Source organism: Pseudomonas sp. lyk4-TYG-107 (assembly GCF_030209055.1).
Lineage (GTDB): Bacteria > Pseudomonadota > Gammaproteobacteria > Pseudomonadales > Pseudomonadaceae > Aquipseudomonas > Aquipseudomonas putida_A.
Window position 1 is genome coordinate 53,158 of sequence record NZ_JARVST010000026.1, and the last position, 19,827, is coordinate 72,984.

General features: G+C 60.2%; 20 protein-coding genes. 18 read left to right on the forward strand and 2 right to left on the reverse strand.

Annotated features, from left to right (window positions below):
• The first annotated feature begins 36 nt into the window (after positions 1 to 36).
• The 18 genes from QRN61_RS21275 (at position 37) to QRN61_RS21360 (ending at position 16,681) form a co-directional block, all read left to right on the forward strand.
• Complete coding sequence (locus tag QRN61_RS21275; RefSeq protein ID WP_007964423.1) at positions 37 to 1,251, forward strand: IscS subfamily cysteine desulfurase; 1,215 nt, start codon at positions 37 to 39, stop codon at positions 1,249 to 1,251.
• Positions 1,252 to 1,334: 83 nt separating this feature from the next.
• Positions 1,335 to 1,721 carry a Fe-S cluster assembly scaffold IscU gene (iscU, locus tag QRN61_RS21280; RefSeq protein WP_003227907.1) on the forward strand — a complete coding sequence of 129 codons (387 nt, stop codon included), beginning with the start codon at positions 1,335 to 1,337 and terminating at the stop codon, positions 1,719 to 1,721.
• A 28-nt stretch (positions 1,722 to 1,749) separates the two neighbouring features.
• Positions 1,750 to 2,073 (forward strand): iron-sulfur cluster assembly protein IscA, encoded by a 324-nt coding sequence (iscA, locus tag QRN61_RS21285; RefSeq protein WP_003227904.1) that lies wholly within the window; start codon positions 1,750 to 1,752, stop codon positions 2,071 to 2,073.
• A gap of 8 nt (positions 2,074 to 2,081) precedes the next feature.
• Complete coding sequence (gene hscB, locus QRN61_RS21290) at positions 2,082 to 2,603, forward strand: co-chaperone HscB (RefSeq protein WP_003227901.1); 522 nt, start codon at positions 2,082 to 2,084, stop codon at positions 2,601 to 2,603.
• Positions 2,604 to 2,654: 51 nt separating this feature from the next.
• Positions 2,655 to 4,520 (forward strand): Fe-S protein assembly chaperone HscA, encoded by a 1,866-nt coding sequence (gene hscA, locus QRN61_RS21295; RefSeq protein ID WP_103367341.1) that lies wholly within the window; start codon positions 2,655 to 2,657, stop codon positions 4,518 to 4,520.
• Positions 4,520 to 4,861: an ISC system 2Fe-2S type ferredoxin gene (gene fdx, locus QRN61_RS21300; protein WP_285375313.1), complete on the forward strand. Its 342-nt coding sequence runs from the start codon at positions 4,520 to 4,522 to the stop codon at positions 4,859 to 4,861. The genes hscA and fdx overlap by 1 nt, the downstream gene beginning before the upstream one ends.
• 14 nt (positions 4,862 to 4,875) lie before the next feature.
• Positions 4,876 to 5,076 (forward strand): Fe-S cluster assembly protein IscX, encoded by a 201-nt coding sequence (gene iscX, locus QRN61_RS21305; protein ID WP_008084655.1) that lies wholly within the window; start codon positions 4,876 to 4,878, stop codon positions 5,074 to 5,076.
• A gap of 88 nt (positions 5,077 to 5,164) precedes the next feature.
• Positions 5,165 to 5,590: a nucleoside-diphosphate kinase gene (gene ndk / locus QRN61_RS21310; RefSeq protein ID WP_007964426.1), complete on the forward strand. Its 426-nt coding sequence runs from the start codon at positions 5,165 to 5,167 to the stop codon at positions 5,588 to 5,590.
• 28 nt (positions 5,591 to 5,618) lie between these two features.
• Entirely contained in the window at positions 5,619 to 6,767 is a 1,149-nt protein-coding gene (rlmN, locus tag QRN61_RS21315) for a dual-specificity RNA methyltransferase RlmN (RefSeq protein ID WP_003227893.1), read from the forward strand.
• A gap of 12 nt (positions 6,768 to 6,779) precedes the next feature.
• A complete protein-coding gene (gene pilW / locus QRN61_RS21320) occupies positions 6,780 to 7,538 on the forward strand; it encodes a type IV pilus biogenesis/stability protein PilW (protein WP_285375323.1) in 759 nt (252 codons plus the stop codon).
• On the forward strand, positions 7,538 to 8,566 hold the full coding sequence (locus QRN61_RS21325; protein WP_285375325.1) for a RodZ domain-containing protein: 1,029 nt from the start codon (positions 7,538 to 7,540) through the stop codon (positions 8,564 to 8,566). The genes pilW and QRN61_RS21325 overlap by 1 nt, the downstream gene beginning before the upstream one ends.
• A gap of 3 nt (positions 8,567 to 8,569) precedes the next feature.
• Positions 8,570 to 9,679, forward strand: a complete 1,110-nt coding sequence (ispG, locus tag QRN61_RS21330; protein ID WP_007964434.1) for a flavodoxin-dependent (E)-4-hydroxy-3-methylbut-2-enyl-diphosphate synthase — start codon at positions 8,570 to 8,572, stop codon at positions 9,677 to 9,679.
• A 36-nt stretch (positions 9,680 to 9,715) separates the two neighbouring features.
• The gene (hisS, locus tag QRN61_RS21335) at positions 9,716 to 11,005 is read left to right on the forward strand and encodes a histidine--tRNA ligase (protein WP_095136892.1); all 1,290 of its coding nucleotides are present in this window, start codon (positions 9,716 to 9,718) and stop codon (positions 11,003 to 11,005) included.
• 41 nt (positions 11,006 to 11,046) lie between these two features.
• Entirely contained in the window at positions 11,047 to 11,688 is a 642-nt protein-coding gene (locus QRN61_RS21340) for a tetratricopeptide repeat protein (protein WP_007964436.1), read from the forward strand.
• Positions 11,681 to 12,832, forward strand: a complete 1,152-nt coding sequence (gene bamB / locus QRN61_RS21345; protein ID WP_027612133.1) for an outer membrane protein assembly factor BamB — start codon at positions 11,681 to 11,683, stop codon at positions 12,830 to 12,832. The genes QRN61_RS21340 and bamB overlap by 8 nt, the downstream gene beginning before the upstream one ends.
• 211 nt (positions 12,833 to 13,043) lie before the next feature.
• Entirely contained in the window at positions 13,044 to 14,516 is a 1,473-nt protein-coding gene (gene der / locus QRN61_RS21350; protein WP_027612132.1) for a ribosome biogenesis GTPase Der, read from the forward strand.
• Between the two features lie 237 nt (positions 14,517 to 14,753).
• On the forward strand, positions 14,754 to 15,902 hold the full coding sequence (locus QRN61_RS21355; RefSeq protein ID WP_027612131.1) for a pyridoxal phosphate-dependent aminotransferase: 1,149 nt from the start codon (positions 14,754 to 14,756) through the stop codon (positions 15,900 to 15,902).
• The gene (locus QRN61_RS21360; RefSeq protein WP_285375331.1) at positions 15,890 to 16,681 is read left to right on the forward strand and encodes an amidohydrolase; all 792 of its coding nucleotides are present in this window, start codon (positions 15,890 to 15,892) and stop codon (positions 16,679 to 16,681) included. Before QRN61_RS21355 ends, QRN61_RS21360 begins: the two co-directional genes overlap by 13 nt.
• 176 nt (positions 16,682 to 16,857) lie before the next feature.
• Here the strand turns inward: QRN61_RS21360 and leuA are convergent, their stop codons facing one another.
• Complete coding sequence (gene leuA / locus QRN61_RS21365) at positions 16,858 to 18,537, reverse strand: 2-isopropylmalate synthase (protein WP_027612129.1); 1,680 nt, start codon at positions 18,535 to 18,537, stop codon at positions 16,858 to 16,860.
• 463 nt (positions 18,538 to 19,000) lie between these two features.
• Positions 19,001 to 19,825 carry a peptidoglycan DD-metalloendopeptidase family protein gene (locus QRN61_RS21370; RefSeq protein ID WP_096795524.1) on the reverse strand — a complete coding sequence of 275 codons (825 nt, stop codon included), beginning with the start codon at positions 19,823 to 19,825 and terminating at the stop codon, positions 19,001 to 19,003.
• Positions 19,826 to 19,827: the final 2 nt, after the last annotated feature.

The following is a 19,827-nucleotide window of genomic DNA, read 5'->3' on the forward strand; positions in this document are numbered from 1 at the left end:
GCGGCACGCCAGCCAGCCTGATTTAGGAGATAGTCCATGAAATTGCCGATTTACCTTGATTACTCTGCGACCACCCCGGTCGATCCGCGCGTTGCGCAAAAGATGAGTGAATGCCTGCTGGTCGACGGAAACTTCGGTAACCCGGCGTCCCGTTCCCACGTGTTCGGCTGGAAAGCTGAAGAGTCCGTCGAAAACGCCCGTCGTCAGGTGGCCGACCTGGTCAACGCCGATCCGCGTGAAATCGTCTGGACATCCGGCGCCACCGAATCCGACAACCTGGCGATCAAAGGTGCGGCGCATTTCTATGGCTCCAAGGGCAAGCACCTGATCACCAGCAAGATCGAACACAAGGCTGTCCTCGATACCATGCGCCAACTGGAGCGTGAAGGCTTCGAGGTCACCTACCTCGAGCCGACCGAAGACGGTCTGATCACTCCGGCGATGATCGAAGCGGCACTGCGCGAAGACACTATCCTGGTGTCGGTGATGCACGTGAACAACGAAATCGGCACCATCAATGACATCGCTGCCATCGGCGAACTGACCCGCTCCAAGGGCGTTCTGCTGCATGTTGACGCGGCTCAGTCCACTGGCAAGGTCGACATTGACCTGCAGAAGCTGAAAGTCGACATGATGTCGTTCTCCGCCCACAAAACCTACGGCCCTAAAGGCATCGGCGCGCTGTACGTCAGCCGCAAGCCGCGTGTGCGCATCGAAGCGACCATGCACGGTGGCGGTCACGAACGTGGCATGCGTTCCGGCACCTTGGCGACCCACCAGATCGTCGGCATGGGCGAAGCGTTCCGTGTAGCCAAGGAAGACATGGCTGCCGAAAACGTGCGCATCAAAGCCCTGAGCGACCGCTTCTACAAGCAGGTCGAGCATCTGGAAGAGCTGTACGTCAACGGCAGCCTGACCGCCCGCGTTCCGCACAACCTGAACCTGAGCTTCAACTACGTTGAAGGCGAGTCGCTGATCATGGCGCTCAAGGATCTGGCGGTATCGTCCGGTTCGGCCTGCACCTCGGCATCCCTGGAGCCTTCGTACGTTCTGCGCGCCCTCGGCCGCAACGACGAACTGGCGCACAGCTCGATCCGTTTCACCTTCGGCCGTTTCACCACCGAAGAAGAAATCGACTACGCCGCGCAGAAAGTCTGCGAGGCCGTTACCAAGCTGCGCGCTCTGTCGCCGCTGTGGGACATGTACAAAGACGGTGTCGACATTTCGAAAATCGAGTGGGCGGCACACTGATTTCAAGTCGCCGCGAACCGGCCCTGCGACCCCAGGTTGCAGGGCTTAAAGAGCGACTCTCTGATGAGTGAGGATTAAGCACCATGGCTTACAGCGAAAAGGTCATCGACCACTACGAAAACCCGCGCAACGTTGGCAAGATGAACGCGGAAGACCCGGATGTCGGCACCGGCATGGTCGGCGCTCCGGCGTGCGGCGACGTGATGCGTCTGCAGATCAAGGTCAACGATCAAGGCGTTATCGAAGACGCCAAGTTCAAGACCTATGGCTGCGGTTCGGCAATCGCTTCCAGCTCCCTGGCCACCGAGTGGATGAAGGGCAAGACGCTGGACGAAGCCGAGACCATCAAGAACACTCAGCTGGCCGAAGAACTGGCTCTGCCGCCAGTGAAAATCCACTGCTCGGTACTCGCTGAAGACGCTATCAAAGCGGCTGTTCGCGACTACAAGCAGAAGAAAGGCTTGATCTAAGCATTGCGCGACGAGTAAGGAGTCAACGATGGCTATCAGCATGACAGAAGCGGCTGCTCGACACGTGCGACGCTCCCTCGACGGGCGCGGCAAAGGTGAAGGGATTCGTCTGGGTGTTCGCACCACGGGCTGTTCCGGCCTTGCCTACGTGCTGGAGTTTGTCGACGAGGTGGTTGCCGAGGATCAGGTGTTCGAAAGTCACGGCGAGAAAGTGATCATCGACCCGAAAAGCCTGGCCTACCTGGACGGCACCGAGCTCGATTTCGTCAAGGAAGGGTTGAACGAAGGCTTCAAGTTCAACAACCCCAACGTACGCGGTGAATGTGGCTGCGGCGAAAGCTTCAACATCTGAGGCTTGTCGTGGGTATTCCTTGTCATTTCGCTTTATTCGAGCTGCAACCGAGCTTTCGCCTGGATCTCGAGCAGTTGGCCACGCGCTACCGTGAGTTGGCGCGCGGTGTTCATCCTGACCGCTTCGCCGACGCCTCCGAGCGTGAGCAGCGCTCAGCGCTCGAGCAGTCTGCGCGGCTTAACGACGCGTATCAGACGCTCAAGAGTCCTGCCCAGCGTGCACGCTACCTGCTGACCATCAGCGGGCATGAAGTGCCGATGGAAGTCACGGTCCATGATCCCGAGTTTCTTCTGCAGCAGATGCAATGGCGCGAAGAACTCGAAGACCTTCAGGACAGCGCCGACCTCGACGGTGTCGCGGTATTCAAGCGGCGCCTGAAGGTGGCTCAGGAACAGTTGAACGAAAGCTTCGCAGCCTGTTGGGATGATGCAGCGCAACGCGAACAGGCCGAACGCCTGATGCGGCGCATGCAGTTCCTCGACAAGCTCACCTACGAAGTGCGCCAGTTAGAAGAGCGCCTCGACGATTAACCCAGTGCCGCTCCGGTCGCACGCCTGATATACAGATAAGTCCTGATCACGATGGCCCTACTGCAGATCGCCGAACCCGGCCAAAGTCCTCAACCGCACCAGCGTCGTCTGGCTGTGGGAATCGACTTGGGCACTACCAATTCGCTGGTCGCTGCGTTGCGCAGTGGTCTTTCCGAGCCACTGGCCGACGCTGACGGGCAGGTCATCCTGCCGTCCGCCGTGCGTTATCACGCCGACCGCGTCGAGGTTGGCGAATCGGCCAAACTGGCCGCGTCCTCCGATCCCTTGAACACTGTGCTGTCGGTCAAGCGCCTGATGGGGCGTGGTTTGTCCGACGTCAAGCAATTGGGCGAGCAGCTGCCATACCGCTTTGTCGGCGGCGAATCGCACATGCCGTTCATCGACACCGTACAAGGCCCGAAAAGCCCGGTCGAAGTCTCCGCTGATATCCTCAAGGTGCTGCGTCAGCGTGCTGAAGCGACCCTGGGTGGCGAGCTGGTCGGTGCGGTGATCACCGTTCCGGCGTATTTCGACGATGCGCAGCGCCAGGCTACTAAAGACGCGGCGAAACTCGCCGGTCTGAACGTGCTGCGTCTGCTCAATGAGCCGACCGCTGCCGCCGTGGCGTATGGTCTGGACCAACACGCCGAAGGTCTGGTCGCAATCTATGACCTGGGCGGCGGAACCTTCGATATTTCGATTCTGCGTCTGACTGGCGGTGTTTTCGAAGTGCTGGCCACCGGCGGCGACAGCGCCTTGGGCGGGGATGACTTCGATCACGCGATTGCCGGCTGGATTATCGAGAGCGCCGGCCTGTCTGCCGATCTCGACCCGGGCGCACAACGCAATCTGCTGCAAACCGCCTGTGCGGCCAAAGAAGCCCTGACCGATGCGGCCAGCGTTGAAGTCGCCTACGGTGACTGGAAAGCGCAGCTGACCCGCGAAGCCTTCGATGCGCTGATCGAGCCGATGGTTGCTCGCAGCCTGAAAGCCTGCCGCCGCGCTGTGCGTGATTCCGGTATTGAGCTGGAAGACGTGCATGCCGTGGTCATGGTCGGTGGTTCGACCCGTGTGCCGCGTGTTCGCGAGGCCGTCGCCGAAGCCTTCGGTCGTCAGCCACTGACCGAAATCGACCCGGATCAAGTGGTGGCCATCGGGGCCGCGATCCAGGCGGATACGCTGGCTGGCAACAAGCGTGATGGCGGCGAACTGCTGCTGCTCGACGTGATTCCACTGTCCCTTGGGCTGGAAACCATGGGCGGGCTGATGGAGAAGGTGATTCCGCGCAACACCACCATCCCGGTCGCCCGTGCGCAGGACTTCACTACTTATAAAGACGGCCAGTCGGCCATGGCGATCCATGTGCTGCAGGGTGAGCGCGAGCTGATCAGCGACTGCCGCTCCCTGGCTCGCTTCGAATTGCGCGGCATTCCGGCGATGGTGGCTGGTGCGGCGAAGATTCGCGTGACCTTCCAGGTCGATGCCGACGGCCTGCTCAGCGTGTCTGCCCGCGAACTGGGTTCGGGCGTCGAGGCGAGCATTCAGGTCAAGCCGTCCTACGGCCTGACTGATGGCGAAATCGCCAAGATGCTCAAGGACTCGTTCCAGCACGCCAATGACGACAAGGTCGCCCGAGTTCTGCGCGAACAGCAAGTCGATGCCCAGCGCCTGATCGAAGCGGTGCAAGGTGCTCTGGAGGCTGATGGCGAGCGTTTGCTCGACTCCGAGGAGCGCATGGTCATCGAGCTGCAGATGCAGGAACTGGCCGAACTGATGAAAGGCACTGATGGTTACGCCATCGAGCAGCAGACCAAGCGTCTGTCGCAAGTGACCGATGCTTTTGCTGCCCGCCGCATGGATCTGACGGTGAAAGCCGCTCTGTCGGGGCGCAATCTGAATGAAATCGAGGATATCTGATGCCGCAGGTCATTTTTCTGCCCCACGAGAAGTTCTGCCCTGAAGGCATGGTTGTCGAGGCCGAGCCCGGCACTTCGATTCTCGAGCTGGCTCACGAGCACCACATCGAGATGGAAAGTGCCTGTGGCGGCGTCTGCGCCTGCACCACTTGCCACTGCATCATCCGCGAGGGTTTCGACTCGCTGGAAGAGGCCGACGAACTGGAAGAAGACTTCCTCGATCGCGCCTGGGGTCTGGAAGCGCAATCGCGTCTGGCCTGTCAGGCTATCGTGGGTGATGAAGACATCACCGTCGAGATCCCGAAATATTCGCTTAACCATGCGGCCGAAGCGCCGCACTGACTGGTAAGACTGTCATGAGCTACGGTTGGAATGATGTTCAACGCATTGCCGAAGAATTGGCCGAAGCCAAGCCGGGTGTAGACCCGTTCTCTGTCAATTTCGTCGATCTGCAGCAATGGATCAAAGAGCTGCCGGATTTTGACAACACCTCTGGCCGGGTCGGCGAGAAAGTGTTGGAAGCGGTTCAGACGCTCTGGGCTGAAGAATTGGACTGATCGTCCTCGCAGGTTAGGCAATACCCAAGAACCCGCGTATAATTCGCGGGTTTAATTTTTCGCAAATTACTGTTTCTGGAGTTACACCATGGCTGTTCAACGTACTTTCTCCATCATCAAGCCTGACGCTGTTGCAAAAAACGTCATCGGCGAGATCACCACTCGTTTCGAAAAAGCAGGCCTGCGCGTTGTAGCTTCGAAACTGAAGCAGCTGTCCAAAGCCGAAGCTGAAGGCTTCTACGCTGAGCACAAAGAGCGCGGTTTCTTCGGCGACCTGGTTGCTTTCATGATCTCCGGTCCTGTTGTTGTTCAGGTACTGGAAGGCGAAAACGCTATCGCTCTGAACCGTGAGCTGATGGGCGCTACCAACCCTAAAGAAGCTGCTGCCGGCACCATCCGTGCTGACTTCGCCGAGTCGATCGACGCCAACGCCGTTCACGGTTCGGACTCCGAAGCCGCTGCTGCTCGCGAAATCTCGTACTTCTTCGCAGCTACTGAAGTAACCACTCGCTAAGCATTGCTTAAAGAGTGAAGGTGAATCCATGACTACATCGACTGTTAAAACAAACCTGCTGGGTCTGACCCAGCCGGAAATGGAAAAATTCTTCGACTCAATCGGGGAGAAGCGTTTCCGTGCCGGTCAGGTAATGAAATGGATTCACCACTTTGGCGTCGATGATTTCGACGCCATGACGAACGTCAGCAAGGCCTTGCGCGACAAGCTCAAGGCTATTGCTGAGGTCCGTGGTCCCGAAGTGGTCAGCGAGGACATTTCCAGCGACGGCACCCGCAAGTGGGTGGTGCGCGTGGCGTCCGGCAGCTGTGTCGAGACCGTGTACATTCCCCAGGGCAAACGCGGCACTCTGTGCGTTTCGTCCCAGGCAGGCTGTGCCCTGGACTGCAGTTTCTGCTCCACCGGCAAGCAAGGCTTCAACAGCAACCTCACCGCCGCCGAAGTCATCGGTCAGGTGTGGATTGCCAACAAATCCTTCGGCAGTGTTCCCGCCACCATCGACCGCGCCATCACCAACGTGGTGATGATGGGCATGGGCGAACCGCTGCTGAACTTCGACAACGTCGTGGCCGCCATGCATCTGATGATGGATGACCTCGGTTACGGGATCTCCAAGCGCCGCGTGACCCTGTCCACTTCGGGCGTGGTGCCGATGATCGATGAGCTGGCCAAGCACATCGACGTCTCCCTGGCGTTGTCTCTGCACGCACCGAATGACGCATTGCGTAACCAATTGGTGCCGATCAACAAGAAATATCCGCTTAAGATGCTGCTCGAGTCGTGCCAGCGCTACATGTCCGCCCTGGGCGAGAAACGCGTGCTGACCATCGAGTACACCTTGCTCAAGGACGTCAACGACAAGCTTGAGCACGCCGTGGAAATGATCGAGCTGCTCAAAGACATTCCGTGCAAGATCAACCTGATTCCATTCAACCCGTTCCCGCATTCCGGGTACGAGCGGCCGAGCAACAATGCCATTCGTCGGTTCCAGGATCAGTTGCATCAGGCCGGCTTTAACGTCACTGTCCGCACCACCCGTGGTGAAGACATCGACGCTGCGTGTGGTCAATTGGTAGGGCAGGTGCTGGATCGCACCCGTCGCAGTGAACGTTACATCGCCGTGCGCGAGTTGAGCGCCGACAGCGATCTGGCACAGAACGCCGCGAACACTAACTAAGAGAGGATCTCTATGTCCCTGCGCTTTGCGCTGCTGTTGCTGATGGCCAGCCTGTGTGCTGGTTGTGTCCTGTCGGGTGACTACAACCCGATGAAGACCAGCAAGGGCCGCGACGAAGCGCGTGCCGCTTACGTGCAGCTGGGACTGGGATACTTGCAGCAAGGGATGACCGAGCGCGCCAAGGTGCCGCTGAAGAAGGCGCTGGAGCTGGACGGCTCCGATCCTGATGCCAACGCTGCCCTCGGCCTGGTGTTCCAGGCCGAAATGGAGCCGAAGCTGGCCGACGAACATTTCCGCAAAGCCCTGTCCTCGCGTCCCACCGATGCACGAATCCTCAATAACTACGGCAGTTTTCTCTACGAAGAACAGCGTTACAAGGAAGCCTACGAGCGTTTTGAGCAGGCAGCCGCCGATACCCTGTATCCTGAGCGTTCGCGAGTCTTCGAGAACCTCGGTATGACCGCCTCGAAACTCGGTCAGCGGGATCTGGCACAGCAGCAACTGGAAAAAGCCCTGCGGCTGAACCGTCAACAACCGCGCGCTTTGCTGGAAATGGCTGAGTTGTCCTTCGAAGACGGGCATTATGTGCCCGCGCGTGACTATTACGACCGTTTCAGCCTGCTAACCGAGCAAAATGCACGTAGTCTATTGCTCGGCGTTCGGCTGGCAAAAGTGTTTGAAGATCGCGACAAGGCCGCCAGTTATGGCCTGCAATTAAAACGACTCTATCCCGGTACGCCGGAATATCAGCAATACCTGTCGGAGCAATGATGAAAGCGGCGCATCCCGAAGTTGTAGCAGCGACTCGCGTTAATCCCGGTGAGACTTTGCGCCAGGCCCGCGAAAGCAATGGCTGGTCGCTGGCCGAAGTGGCCCTCAAGCTCAACCTCACCGTGACTTCCCTGAGCAATCTTGAAGCTGGCGCTTTCGACAAGCTGCCGGGGCATACCTTCGCTCGCGGTTACATTCGCGCTTATGCCAAATTGCTCGGGATGGATCAGACTGTTCTGGTTCAGCAATTCGACCAGTCCACCGGCACCGACTCCCAGGGCAGCAACGTGCATGCGCTGGGCCGTATCGAAGAGCCAGTACGGGTTTCACACACTATTTTGCGCATCGTCAGCCTGCTGTTGCTGATCGCGGTCATCGGCGGCGGTTTCGTCTGGTGGCAGGATCAGACCTCGCAGCGCAGCAAGGACGTGACCAGCCTGGCCCCGGAGCACGTTGAAGTCGAAGGCGCCGACGGCACCACACAGATTCACCCGATCGACGAGCCGGAAGACCAGGCCGTGGCCGAAGGTCAGGCCGAGGGCGCGACAGCTCTGGCACTGCCACAAGCGGAAACCACCGCTGAATCGACCGGTGCCGAGCCGGTTGCTCCGGCCACCGCACCCGCCGCCCCGGCTGCAACCACGCCAGCCGCACCGGTTCATACACCGGCTCCGGTTGTGGCGGCTCCGGCACCGAATGCCCCGGCCACACCAGCGCCGACGGTCACCGCACCAGTGGTCGCGGCTACCCCTGCGCCGACCGCAGAAGCAGCTGTCCCAGCGGCTGGCGACGGCCAGGTGCAACTGCAGTTCACCGCCGATTGCTGGGCACAGGTCACCGATGGTCGCGGCAAAGTGCTGTTCAGCGGTCTGAAACATAAAGGCGACAGCGTTTCGGTTTCCGGCAAACCGCCACTGGCGGTGCGCCTGGGTGTGGCTCGCGCCGCACAGGTCAGCTACAACGGCCAACCGGTCGATATCGCTCCGTTCACCAGTGGCGAGACTGCTCGCCTGAAGTTGGGTCAATAAGTCATGCACGGCGAATCTCCAATCAAACGTCGCGTTTCGCGCAAGATCTGGGTCGGTAACGTACCTGTTGGCGGCGATGCGCCCATCGCTGTGCAGAGCATGACCAACAGCGACACCAATGATGTGGCTGCCACCGTCGCCCAGATCAATCGTCTGGAAGCCGCCGGCGTCGACATCGTCCGTGTTTCGGTACCGGACATGGACGCCGCCGAGGCGTTCGGCAGGATCAAGCAACTGGTCAAGGTGCCGCTGGTTGCCGACATCCACTTCGACTACAAGATCGCTCTGCGCGTCGCCGAACTGGGTGTGGACTGTCTGCGCATCAACCCGGGCAACATCGGTCGTGAAGACCGGGTGCGTGCCGTGGTCGATGCCGCCCGTGACCGCGGGATTCCGATCCGTATCGGCGTCAACGCCGGTTCCCTGGAAAAAGACCTGCAGAAGAAATACGGCGAACCGACCCCGGCTGCACTGGTCGAGTCCGCGCTGCGTCACGTCGAGCACCTCGAACGCCTGAATTTCCAGGACTTCAAGGTCAGCGTGAAAGCCTCCGACGTGTTCATGGCCGTCGAAGCCTACCGTCTGCTGGCGAAAGAAATCGTCCAGCCGCTGCACCTGGGCATCACCGAAGCCGGTGGTTTGCGTTCGGGCACAGTGAAATCCGCCGTGGGCCTAGGTATGCTGCTCGCCGAGGGGATTGGCGATACTATCCGCATCTCGCTGGCGGCCGATCCGGTCGAGGAAGTGAAGGTCGGTTACGACATTCTCAAGTCTTTGCATCTGCGTTCCCGTGGCATCAACTTCATCGCCTGCCCGAGTTGCTCGCGGCAGAACTTCGATGTGGTCAAGACCATGAACGAGCTGGAAGGGCGCCTTGAAGACCTGCTGGTGCCGCTGGATGTCGCGGTGATCGGTTGCGTGGTCAACGGCCCCGGCGAAGCCAAGGAAGCCCATATCGGCTTGACCGGCGGCACGCCGAACCTGATTTACATCGACGGCAAGCCGTCGCAGAAACTGACGAATGACAATCTGGTGGACGAGCTGGAAAAGCTGATCCGCGAGAAAGCGGCCGAGAAGGTCGAAGCTGACGCAGCGGTCATCGCGCGCGGCTGAGCCTGACTGAAAGCCGAATGAATTTAAGGATTTAAAGTGAGCAAGTCTCTGCAAGCCATTCGTGGCATGAACGACATCCTGCCCGAACAGACCCCGCTGTGGCGTTATTTCGAGGGCACTGTCGCGCGTCTGCTGGATAACTACGGTTACAAGCAGATCCGCATGCCAATCGTCGAATTCACCGAGCTGTTCAAACGCTCGATCGGTGAAGTGACCGACATCGTCGAAAAAGAGATGTACACCTTCGAAGACCGCAACGGCGACTCCCTGACCCTGCGTCCGGAAGGCACCGCGGCGTGCGTGCGTGCAGTGCTCGAGCACGGCATCACCGGCGGTGGTCAGGTACAGAAACTCTGGTACATCGGCCCGATGTTCCGCCACGAGCGTCCGCAGAAAGGCCGTTATCGCCAGTTCCACCAGATCGGTCTGGAGGTGTTCAACCTCGACGGTCCGGACATCGATGCCGAGCTGATCATCATGACCTGGCGCCTGTGGGGCGAGCTGGGTATCCGTGATGCGGTCAAGCTCGAACTCAACAGCCTGGGCACCAGCGAGTCCCGTGGTCGCTATCGTGAAGCGCTGGTCGAGTACCTCTCGGCGCACCACGACAAGCTCGACGAAGACAGCCAGCGTCGCCTGAAAACCAACCCGCTGCGCGTGCTCGACACCAAAAATGCCGACACTCAGGCGGTACTGGTCGATGCGCCGAAGATGGCCGACTACCTGGACGACGAATCCCGTGCGCACTTCGAAGGTCTGAAGGCGCGTCTGGACGCGGTTGGCATCCCGTACGTGCTCAACCCGAAACTGGTGCGCGGCCTCGATTACTACAGCAAAACCGTATTCGAATGGGTCACCGACAAGCTCGGCGCCCAGGGCACTGTCTGCGCGGGCGGTCGTTACGACGGTCTGGTCGAGCAGATGGGCGGCAAGCCGACTGCCGGCGTGGGTTTCGCCATGGGCATCGAGCGTCTGGTGTTGATGCTCGAAACCCTGGAGCAGATCCCGGAAGAAATCTCCCGTCAGGTCGACGTTTACCTCTGCGCCTTTGGCGAGGAGGCCGAACTGGCCGGTCTAGCCCTGGCCGAGCGTGTGCGTGACCAGCTTCCAAACCTGCGTCTGCAAGTCAATGCCGGCGCCGGCAGCTTCAAAAGCCAGTTCAAGAAAGCCGACAAGAGCGGTGCGCTGTATGCACTGATCCTGGGTGACGACGAAATGGCCCAGCAAGTGGTAGGTTTCAAACCCCTGCGTGGCCAGGGCGAACAACAAAGCATTGCCTGGGATGCGCTTGCCGCTCACCTGGCCACCTGCGTCGTGCAGGGTTGAAGCTGTCTAAACAGCCGATTTAGCGATTAAGGAGTATTGGGGTGTCGAGTACCGAAGACGAACAGTTGGCGGATTTGAAGGACTGGTGGACACGCAACGGCAAACCTCTGGTCACCGGCGGCCTGTTGGCGCTGGTCATCGTGTTCGGCTGGCAGGCTTTTCACAAGTATCAGAGCAACCAGTCGCAAGGCGCCTCGGTGCTCTATCAGCAACTGCTGGAAACCACGCTGACCCCGGACGGCAAGCCTGACGCTGCCCGCGTTGCGGATCTGGCCGGCAAGCTCAACAGCGAATTCGGCGGCACCGCGTACGCGCAGTACGGCAGCCTGTTCGTGGCCAAAGTAGCGGTCGACAGCGGCAAGCTGGACGACGCTGCGACTGAACTCAAAGCCATCGTTGCCAAACCGGCCAACCCGGCGCTGGGCGAAATCGCCCGTCAGCGTCTGGCGCAGGTGCTGGGTGCGCAGAACAAGGCCGATGAAGCCCTGAAACTGCTCGACGGCGATGCCGACAAGGCGTTCCTGGCCACTCGCGAAGAACTCAAGGGTGATCTGCTGGTTCAGTTGGGTCGTACCGACGAGGCGAACACCGCGTATCAAAAAGCCAAGGCGGCACTGTCGGATGAAGCGGCAGTCGGTGGCCTTCAAATCAAGCTTGACGACCTGGCCAAAGGGGATGCGTGACGTGATCCGTTGGAAGCATGCAGCATTGCTGGCTCTGGCCATTCTGGCCGCGGGTTGCAGCAGCAACAGCAAAAAAGAACTGCCACCGGCCGAGCTGACCGATTTCAAAGAAGAAGTGGTGCTGCAAAAGCAGTGGAGCCGTTCGATCGGTGACGGTCAGGGCGAAACCTACAACATGCTGGTGCCGGCGATCGATGGTGACACCATCTACGCGGCCGATGTGACCGGCGTGCTGATGGCCATGGATCGCAGCAATGGCGACGTGAAGTGGAAAAAGGATCTTGAACTGCCTGTCTCCGGCGCCGTTGGCGTAGGTTACGGCCTGGTCACGATCGGTACCCTCAAGGGTGAAATCGTTGCCCTCGACGCCATCAACGGCGAAGAGAAGTGGCGCGCCCGGGTATCCAGCGAAGTCCTCGCGCCACCGGCCAACAACGGTGACGTCGTAGTGGTACAGACGCAGGACGATCGTCTGATCGGTCTGGACGCTGCTACCGGCGACCGTCGCTGGACCTACGACAGCACCCCTGCGGTACTGACCCTGCGCGGCACCAGCGCCCCTGTCGTGACGAACCGCCTCGCAGTGGCTGGCCTGTCGACCGGTAAAGTGGTCGCCCTGGACATTTCCAACGGTGTGCCGGTCTGGGAACAACGGGTCGCGATTCCAACCGGTCGTTCGGAACTGGAGCGCGTGGTCGACATCGACGGCGGTCTGCTGTTGTCCGGTGAAACCCTGTACGTTGCCAGCTATCAGGGTCGCGTTGCGGCACTCGATCTGCAAAGCGGTCGCCAGCTGTGGCAGCGCGATGCATCGAGCTATGCCGGTGTTGCCCAGGGTTTCGGCAACGTCTACGTGAGTCTGTCTTCGGGCACCGTTGAAGGCGTTGACGAGCGTTCGACCACTGCACTGTGGAGCAACGACTCGCTGGCTCGCCGCCAGCTGTCGGCGCCGGAAGTGTTCTCCAGCTACGTAGCCGTCGGTGACCTGGAAGGTTACCTGCACCTGTTGAGCCAGGTGGACGGTCGTTTTGTGGGTCGTGAGCGTATCGACAGTGACGGCCTGCGTGCCCGTCCGCTGGTGGTGGGCAACACGATCTATGTGTATGGCAACAGCGGCAAACTGGAAGCCCTGACCATCAAGTAACAACTATGCTTGGGGTTAACGCCCCAGGCAGCTTCATTTGTGGGAGCGGGCTTGCTCGCGAAGGCTTCAACGAAGACGCGTACAGCCTGATTAAACGCGGTGCTGATACGGTCTTTCGCGAGCAAGCCCGCTCCCACAGTGTTGCCCCGAGCACCAGCCGCTGCCTCGCAGCGGCTTTTGTATTTTCTGAAATAACGAAGTGGAGAGCCGCATGGTTCCCGTAATCGCCCTGGTGGGCCGACCGAACGTCGGCAAATCCACCTTGTTCAACCGCCTGACCAGGACTCGCGACGCCATCGTCGGCGACTTGTCCGGTCTGACCCGTGATCGCCAGTACGGTGAGGCCAAGTGGCAAGGGCGTTCCTACATTCTGATCGACACCGGCGGTATCTCCGGCGACGAACACGGTATGGACGAAAAAATGGCCGAGCAGTCGCTGCTGGCCATTGAAGAAGCGGATGTTGTGCTGTTCCTGGTAGATGCCAAGGCCGGTTTCACCGCCGCCGACCAGATGATCGCCGAACACTTGCGCAAGCGTAACAAGCGTTCCCACGTGGTTGCCAACAAGGTCGACAACATCGACCCGGAAATGGCCCGCGCCGAATTCGCCCCGCTGGGCATGGGCCACGCGATCCCGATCGCCGGTGCTCATGGCCGTGGTATCACTCAACTGCTGGAAGCGGCACTGAGCGATTTCCCGCGTGATGATGACGAACCGGCGGAAGGCGAAGAGGAAGAGATCGTTGCCGAAGGCGAGGAAGCTAAGCGCATTCCTGGCCCGAGCGAAAAAGACGGGATCAAGATCGCCATCATCGGCCGTCCGAACGTCGGCAAGTCGACTCTGGTCAACCGCATGCTCGGTGAAGACCGCGTCATCGTCTACGACCAGCCCGGCACCACCCGCGACAGTATCTACATCCCGTTCGAGCGTAACGACGAGAAGTACACGCTGATCGACACCGCCGGTGTGCGCAAGCGCGGCAAGATCCACGAAGAAGTCGAAAAATTCTCCGTGGTCAAAACCCTGCAGGCGATCAAAGACGCCAACGTGGTGATCTTCGTGATGGACGCCCGCGAAGGTGTGGTCGATCACGACCTCAACCTGCTGGGCTTTGCCCTCGAAGCCGGCCGTGCGCTGGTGATCGCAATCAACAAATGGGACGGCATGACCCCGAGCGAGCGTGACTTCGTCAAGGTCGAGCTGCAGCGTCGGCTGTTCTTCGTCGACTTCGCCGACATTCACTTCATCTCGGCGCTGCACGGCACTGGCGTGGGCAACCTCTACGCCTCGGTGCAGAACTCGTTCAAGTCCGCGGTCACCCGCTGGCCGACCAGCCGCCTGACGCAGATTCTCGAAGACGCGGTCAGCGAACACCAGCCGCCGATGGTCAACAGCCGCCGGATCAAGCTGCGTTACGCTCACCTGGGTGGTGCGAACCCGCCGATCATCGTGATCCACGGTAACCAGATCGAGAAAGTGCCGAAGTCGTATGTGCGCTATCTGGAGAACACTTACCGCCGTGTGCTGAAGCTGGTCGGTACGCCGATCCGCATCGAGTTCAAAGGTGGCGAGAACCCGTACGAAGGCAACAAGAACACGCTGACCGACCGCCAGGTCAACAAGAAGCGTCGCTTGATGTCGCACAACAAGAAAGCCAGCAAGAAACGCCGCGACAAAAAGTGATCCTGTGGTGAGGGGATTTATCCCCGACGGGTTGCGAAGCGACCCCAAATACCTGTCATAGGGTTTGCGACTGCTTCGCAGCCGATCGGGGATGAATCCCCTCGGCACAAGGTTGCTGCGCTATAAATGAAAGAAGGGTGCTCAGTTGGGCGCCCTTTTTTTATGGGCGCCGGATGGGCTATTCTCGGGCTCTCCCGCGCCGCCGTCAGAGCCGGGTGTAGAGCAGGGAACCCCTCGATGATCACCAGTAAGCTGCCGAATGTCGGCATCACTATTTTCACGCAGATGTCTCAGCTCGCGGCGCAGACCGGAGCGATCAACCTGTCCCAGGGTTTTCCTGATTTCGACGGCCCGCAGTCCCTGCGTGACGCGGTCGGTCGGCATATCGCCAGCGGCCATAACCAGTATTCACCGATGACCGGCCTGCCGGCGCTGCGCGAGCAAATCGCGGCGAAAATCGCGCGCAGCTATGGCGTGAAAGTCGATGCCGACAGCGAAGTGACCGTAACGCCGGGCGCGACCCAGGCGATCTTCTGTGCGATTCAGGCGGTTATCCACAGCGGTGACGAAGTCATCGTGTTCGACCCGTGCTACGACAGCTATGAACCGGCGACGCAGTTGGCGGGCGGCCGCTGCGTGCATGTGCAACTGAACCCGCACGATTTCTCCATCGATTTCGACAAGCTCGCCGCGGCCCTCAGCCCGCGCACGAAAATGATCGTCATCAACACACCCCACAACCCGAGCGGTGCACTGATCAGCCGTGCCGAACTGGATCAACTGGCGGAGTTGATCCGTGGTCGCGACATCTATCTGATCAGCGACGAGGTGTACGAACACTTGGTGTTCGACGGCGTGCCGCATGTCAGTGTGTTGGCTCACGAAGAGCTGTATCAGCGCGCCTTCGTGGTCAGCTCGTTCGGCAAGACCTACCACGTCACCGGCTGGAAAACCGGTTACGTGGTTGCACCGCCGGCGCTGACCGCCGAGCTGCGCAAAGTGCACCAGTACGTCAGTTTCTGCGGTGTCACGCCGCTGCAATATGCCCTGGCCGATTACATGGCCGAGCACCCGGAACACGTCGAAGAGCTGCCGGGTTTCTATCAGGCCAAGCGCGACCTGTTCTGCGATTTGCTGGCGCCGTCGCGCTTCACTTTTACCCGCGTCACCGGCACGTATTTTCAGTTGGTCGACTACTCGCAGATCCGCCCTGACTTGAACGACGTCGACATGGCGATCTGGATGACCCGCGAACACGGCGTGGCGAGCATTCCGGTGTCGGTGTTCTACCAGAATCCACCCGAAGGCCAGCGCCTGGTGCGCCTGTGCTTCGCCAAACGCGAGGAGACGCTGCGCGAAGCAGCGGCAAAACTATGCGTGATCTGAGTGCATTGCCCGATCTCCATCTGGCGCTGATCCAGACCAGCCTGGCCTGGCATGACCGTCAGGCCAACCTCGAGCACTTCGAGGTGCTGCTGGAGCAGGCCCGAAGCGCCGACCTGATCATCCTGCCGGAGATGTTCACCACTGGCTTCTCCATGGAGTCGGAAACCCTCGCCGAAGCCGAGCATGGCCCGACCAGCAAGTGGATGAAGGCGCAGGCCGTGAAACTGAATGCGGTGATCACCGGCAGCGTGATCATTCAGGCGGCGGACGGCAGCCATCGCAATCGCCTGCTGTGGGCACGCCCGGACGGCGAAGTCTGGCATTACGACAAGCGCCACCTGTTCCGCATGGCCGGTGAGCACAACCACTACACCCCCGGCGAGCGCCAGGTGCAGTTCGAACTCAAGGGCTGGCGCATCCGGCCGCTGATTTGCTACGACCTGCGCTTCCCGGTGTGGAGTCGCGACGCGCAGGACACCGATCTGCTGCTGTACACCGCCAACTGGCCGGGTGCGCGGCGTCTGCACTGGAACCGCTTGTTGCCGGCGCGGGCGATTGAAAACCTGTGTTATGTGGCGGCGGTGAACCGGATCGGCACCGACGGCAAGGGCTTTGCCTATACCGGCGACAGTCAGGTGCTGGATTTCCAGGGTGAGACGTTGTTGGCGGCGGGGGAGGCGGACGGGGTGTTCAAGGTTGTGCTGGAGGCCGCGCCATTGGCGGCGTATCGCGAGCGCTTTCCGGCCAATCTGGATGCAGATACCTTCGAGTTCACCTGATACTCGCAGCGCCTGTCAGGACGCCTTCGCGAGCAGGCTCGCTCCCACAGGGAAATGCACTCTAAATGTGGGAGCGAGCCTGCTCGCGAAGGGGCCATAAAAGTCAGTAAAAAAGCATCAGGCAAAAAAAGGCCCCGGAATTCACACTCCGGGGCCTTTTGCATGTCAGCGAAGGCTTAAGCTGCTTTCGCCTCAGGCTGGCTCAGCGAGCGGTTCAGGGCACTGAACAGCGCCTTGAAGCTGGCGGTGGTGATGTTTTCATCAATGCCCACACCATGCACCGCACGTTCACCGTTCACGCGCAGCTCGATGTAAGCCGCTGCCTTGGCGTTGGTGCCCGCGCCGATCGCGTGTTCGTTGTAGTCCATGATTTCCACCGGGATCGGCAGGCCGGCCACCAGGGCTTCCAGCGCACCGTTGCCCTTGCCGCGCCAGTGCAGGTTGGTTTCGCCCTGACCCTTGCTCGCCACTTCCACTTCGACGGCGCTGTTGCCGTTTTCCTCCTGCAGGCGATGGCTGACCAGCGCGTACGGGGTGTTGGCTTGCAGGTATTCGCTGATCAACAGCGAGTGTATCTGCTTGGCGGTCATCTCCAGGCCGAGGCGGTCGGTTTCACGCTGCACGACCTGGCTGAACTCGATCTGCATGCGACGTGGCAGGCTGATGCCGTATTCCTGCTCCAGCAAGTAGGCGATGCCGCCCTTGCCCGACTGGCTGTTGACGCGGATCACCGCTTCGTAGCTGCGACCGATGTCGGCCGGGTCGATCGGCAGGTACGGCACTTCCCACAGGGTGTCCGGTTTCTGCTGGGCGAAACCCTTGCGGATCGCGTCCTGGTGCGAACCGGAGAATGCGGTGTGAACCAGGTCGCCGACGTACGGATGACGCGGGTGCACCTGGATCTGGTTGCACTCTTCGACGACTTTGCGCACGCCATCGATGTCGGAGAAGTCCAGCTCAGGGTCGACGCCCTGGGTGTACATGTTCAGTGCGACAGTAACGAGGTCGACGTTACCGGTACGCTCGCCGTTGCCGAACAGGCAGCCTTCGACGCGATCCGCGCCGGCCATCAGGCCCAGCTCGGTGGCGGCGACGCCGGTGCCACGGTCGTTGTGGGTGTGCAGGCTGATGATCACGCTGTCACGACGGTTGATGTTGCGGCCGAACCATTCGATCTGGTCGGCGTAGACGTTCGGCGTCGCGCATTCAACGGTGGCAGGCAGGTTGAGGATCATCTTGTGCTCAGGCGTCGGGTTCCAGACCTCGATCACCGCGTCACAGACTTCCTTGGCAAACTCCAGCTCGGTGGCGCTGAAGGTTTCCGGCGAGTATTCGAACGTCCACTCGGTGTCCGGCTGCATCGCCGCGTATTTGACGAACAGCTTGGCGGCGTTCACTGCGATGGCCTTGATGCCGTCCTTGTCCTGGTTGAAGACGATGCGACGGAAAGACGGCGAGGTGGCGTTGTACAGGTGAACGATGGCTTTCTTCGCCCCGCGCAGGGATTCGAAGGTGCGCTCGATCAAGTCTTCGCGGCCCTGGGTCAGCACCTGAATGGTGGTGTCGTCCGGGATGTGGCCTTCTTCGATCAAGGTACGCACGAAGTCGAAGTCGGTCTGCGAAGCGGCCGGGAAAGAGGCTTCGATTTCCTTCACGCCGACTTGCACGAGGGTTTTCCAGAAGCGCAGCTTTTTCACCGCGTCCATTGGCTCGATCAACGACTGGTTGCCGTCACGCAGGTCGGAGCTGCACCAGATCGGCGCGGCGTCGATGGTTTTCGACGGCCAGGTGCGATCCGGCAAGTTGATGACGGGAAACGCGCGGTATTTCGAAGACGGGTCTTTGAGCATGCTCATCGGGAAATTCCTTATTGTCTGGGCCGAAAAGAGGCGGCCTGCCGGTGGAACGAATGTTCGGGAAAACGCTTGGGACGAGGCGCAGCGATTCAGCCCGGCAGTCGTGCGCTGACGAGGCACAGACTGCGGTGCTGGCGAAGCTGAATAAGGGTGTGAGAGGTTTTCATGCCTTCAACCCTAACCGCGAGGGGAGAGGATGGCAAGCAGTCGAAAAAAATTGAGAGGAATACTCGAAAAGCGCGGATTTGCGCGATTTTATTGTGCTTCAGGCGGATGATCTTATTGATGTTTGCGCGGGGTTGGATTGGGGCGCAATTGAAACTGGTGGGGTGTCAGCGGTGTTTGCAGTGTGGGATGGGTCGTCTTCGCGAGCAGGCTCGCTCCCACATTGGATGTGTGTCGCTCAAAGATCCTTTGTGGGAGGGGGCTTGCTCCCGAAGGGGCCGGTAGCCTCAATCAGGAATTACGGTTGGAACGCACCAATGAAAATCGCCGGATCCACCCGCGCATCGTTCAGGCTGATGTTCCAGTGCATGTGCGGCCCGGTCGCCCGGCCGGTCGAGCCGACCTTGCCCACCACCGCGCCACGGGCCAGTTGATCGCCGACCTTCACGTCGATTTTCGACATGTGGCAGAACATGCTGATAAAGCCCTGTCCGTGATCGACAAACACCGTGTTGCCGTTGAAGAAGTAGTTGCCGGTCAGAATCACTTTGCCCGCCGCCGGAGTCTTGATCGGCGTGCCGGCCGGCACCGCAAAGTCGAGGCCGGCATGGGGGTTGCGCTCTTCGCCATTGAAGAAACGGCGCACACCGAACTTGCTCGACAGCGGCCCGTTGACCGGTTTGTCCAGCAGCAGGTTGCTCGGGGTATTCGGACTGAAGCTGCGGTAGGCCTTGATCTGCTCGGCCAGTTCGCCCTCGATGCGCTTGAGGTTGGCCGGGTTCGGATTGACCTGTTGAGTGTTCTTCAGGGTGATGTGCTGTTCCGGGTATTTCTTGGTGCCAACCGTGAACGGCAGATTGCGCCCGCCGCTGCTGATCTGCTGGCTGCCGGGTTTGACCGTCAGCGGCACACCGACAATCGCCAGCCAGTTGTTCTGTTCTTTCACCACCAGCACCGGTTTGCCTTGATAGGTGGCTTTTGGTGCCTGCGCGGCGCTGCCCAGATCGACCACCGCGACGCCGCCCGGCACCGGTTTGTTCAGCAAACGGGTGATGTAGCTGTCGGCGTGGGCGTTGAAGGAGGTCAGGCACAGCAACAATAACGGAGCAAAAAAACGCGGCATGG

Excerpts from the sequence above, each read along its gene's own strand:
- QRN61_RS21275 (WP_007964423.1), top strand. The coding sequence starts at position 37 with ATGAAATTGCCGATTTACCTTGATTACTCTGCGACCACCCCGGTCGAT.
- iscU (WP_003227907.1), top strand. The coding sequence starts at position 1,335 with ATGGCTTACAGCGAAAAGGTCATCGACCACTACGAAAACCCGCGCAAC.
- iscA (WP_003227904.1), top strand. The coding sequence starts at position 1,750 with ATGGCTATCAGCATGACAGAAGCGGCTGCTCGACACGTGCGACGCTCC.
- hscA (WP_103367341.1), top strand. The coding sequence starts at position 2,655 with ATGGCCCTACTGCAGATCGCCGAACCCGGCCAAAGTCCTCAACCGCAC.
- fdx (WP_285375313.1), top strand. The coding sequence starts at position 4,520 with ATGCCGCAGGTCATTTTTCTGCCCCACGAGAAGTTCTGCCCTGAAGGC.
- iscX (WP_008084655.1), top strand. The coding sequence starts at position 4,876 with ATGAGCTACGGTTGGAATGATGTTCAACGCATTGCCGAAGAATTGGCC.
- ndk (WP_007964426.1), top strand. The coding sequence starts at position 5,165 with ATGGCTGTTCAACGTACTTTCTCCATCATCAAGCCTGACGCTGTTGCA.
- rlmN (WP_003227893.1), top strand. The coding sequence starts at position 5,619 with ATGACTACATCGACTGTTAAAACAAACCTGCTGGGTCTGACCCAGCCG.
- pilW (WP_285375323.1), top strand. The coding sequence starts at position 6,780 with ATGTCCCTGCGCTTTGCGCTGCTGTTGCTGATGGCCAGCCTGTGTGCT.
- QRN61_RS21325 (WP_285375325.1), top strand. The coding sequence starts at position 7,538 with ATGAAAGCGGCGCATCCCGAAGTTGTAGCAGCGACTCGCGTTAATCCC.
- ispG (WP_007964434.1), top strand. The coding sequence starts at position 8,570 with ATGCACGGCGAATCTCCAATCAAACGTCGCGTTTCGCGCAAGATCTGG.
- bamB (WP_027612133.1), top strand. The coding sequence starts at position 11,681 with ATGCGTGACGTGATCCGTTGGAAGCATGCAGCATTGCTGGCTCTGGCC.
- der (WP_027612132.1), top strand. The coding sequence starts at position 13,044 with ATGGTTCCCGTAATCGCCCTGGTGGGCCGACCGAACGTCGGCAAATCC.
- QRN61_RS21355 (WP_027612131.1), top strand. The coding sequence starts at position 14,754 with ATGATCACCAGTAAGCTGCCGAATGTCGGCATCACTATTTTCACGCAG.
- QRN61_RS21360 (WP_285375331.1), top strand. The coding sequence starts at position 15,890 with ATGCGTGATCTGAGTGCATTGCCCGATCTCCATCTGGCGCTGATCCAG.
- leuA (WP_027612129.1), bottom strand. The coding sequence starts at position 18,537 with ATGAGCATGCTCAAAGACCCGTCTTCGAAATACCGCGCGTTTCCCGTC.
- QRN61_RS21370 (WP_096795524.1), bottom strand. The coding sequence starts at position 19,825 with ATGCCGCGTTTTTTTGCTCCGTTATTGTTGCTGTGCCTGACCTCCTTC.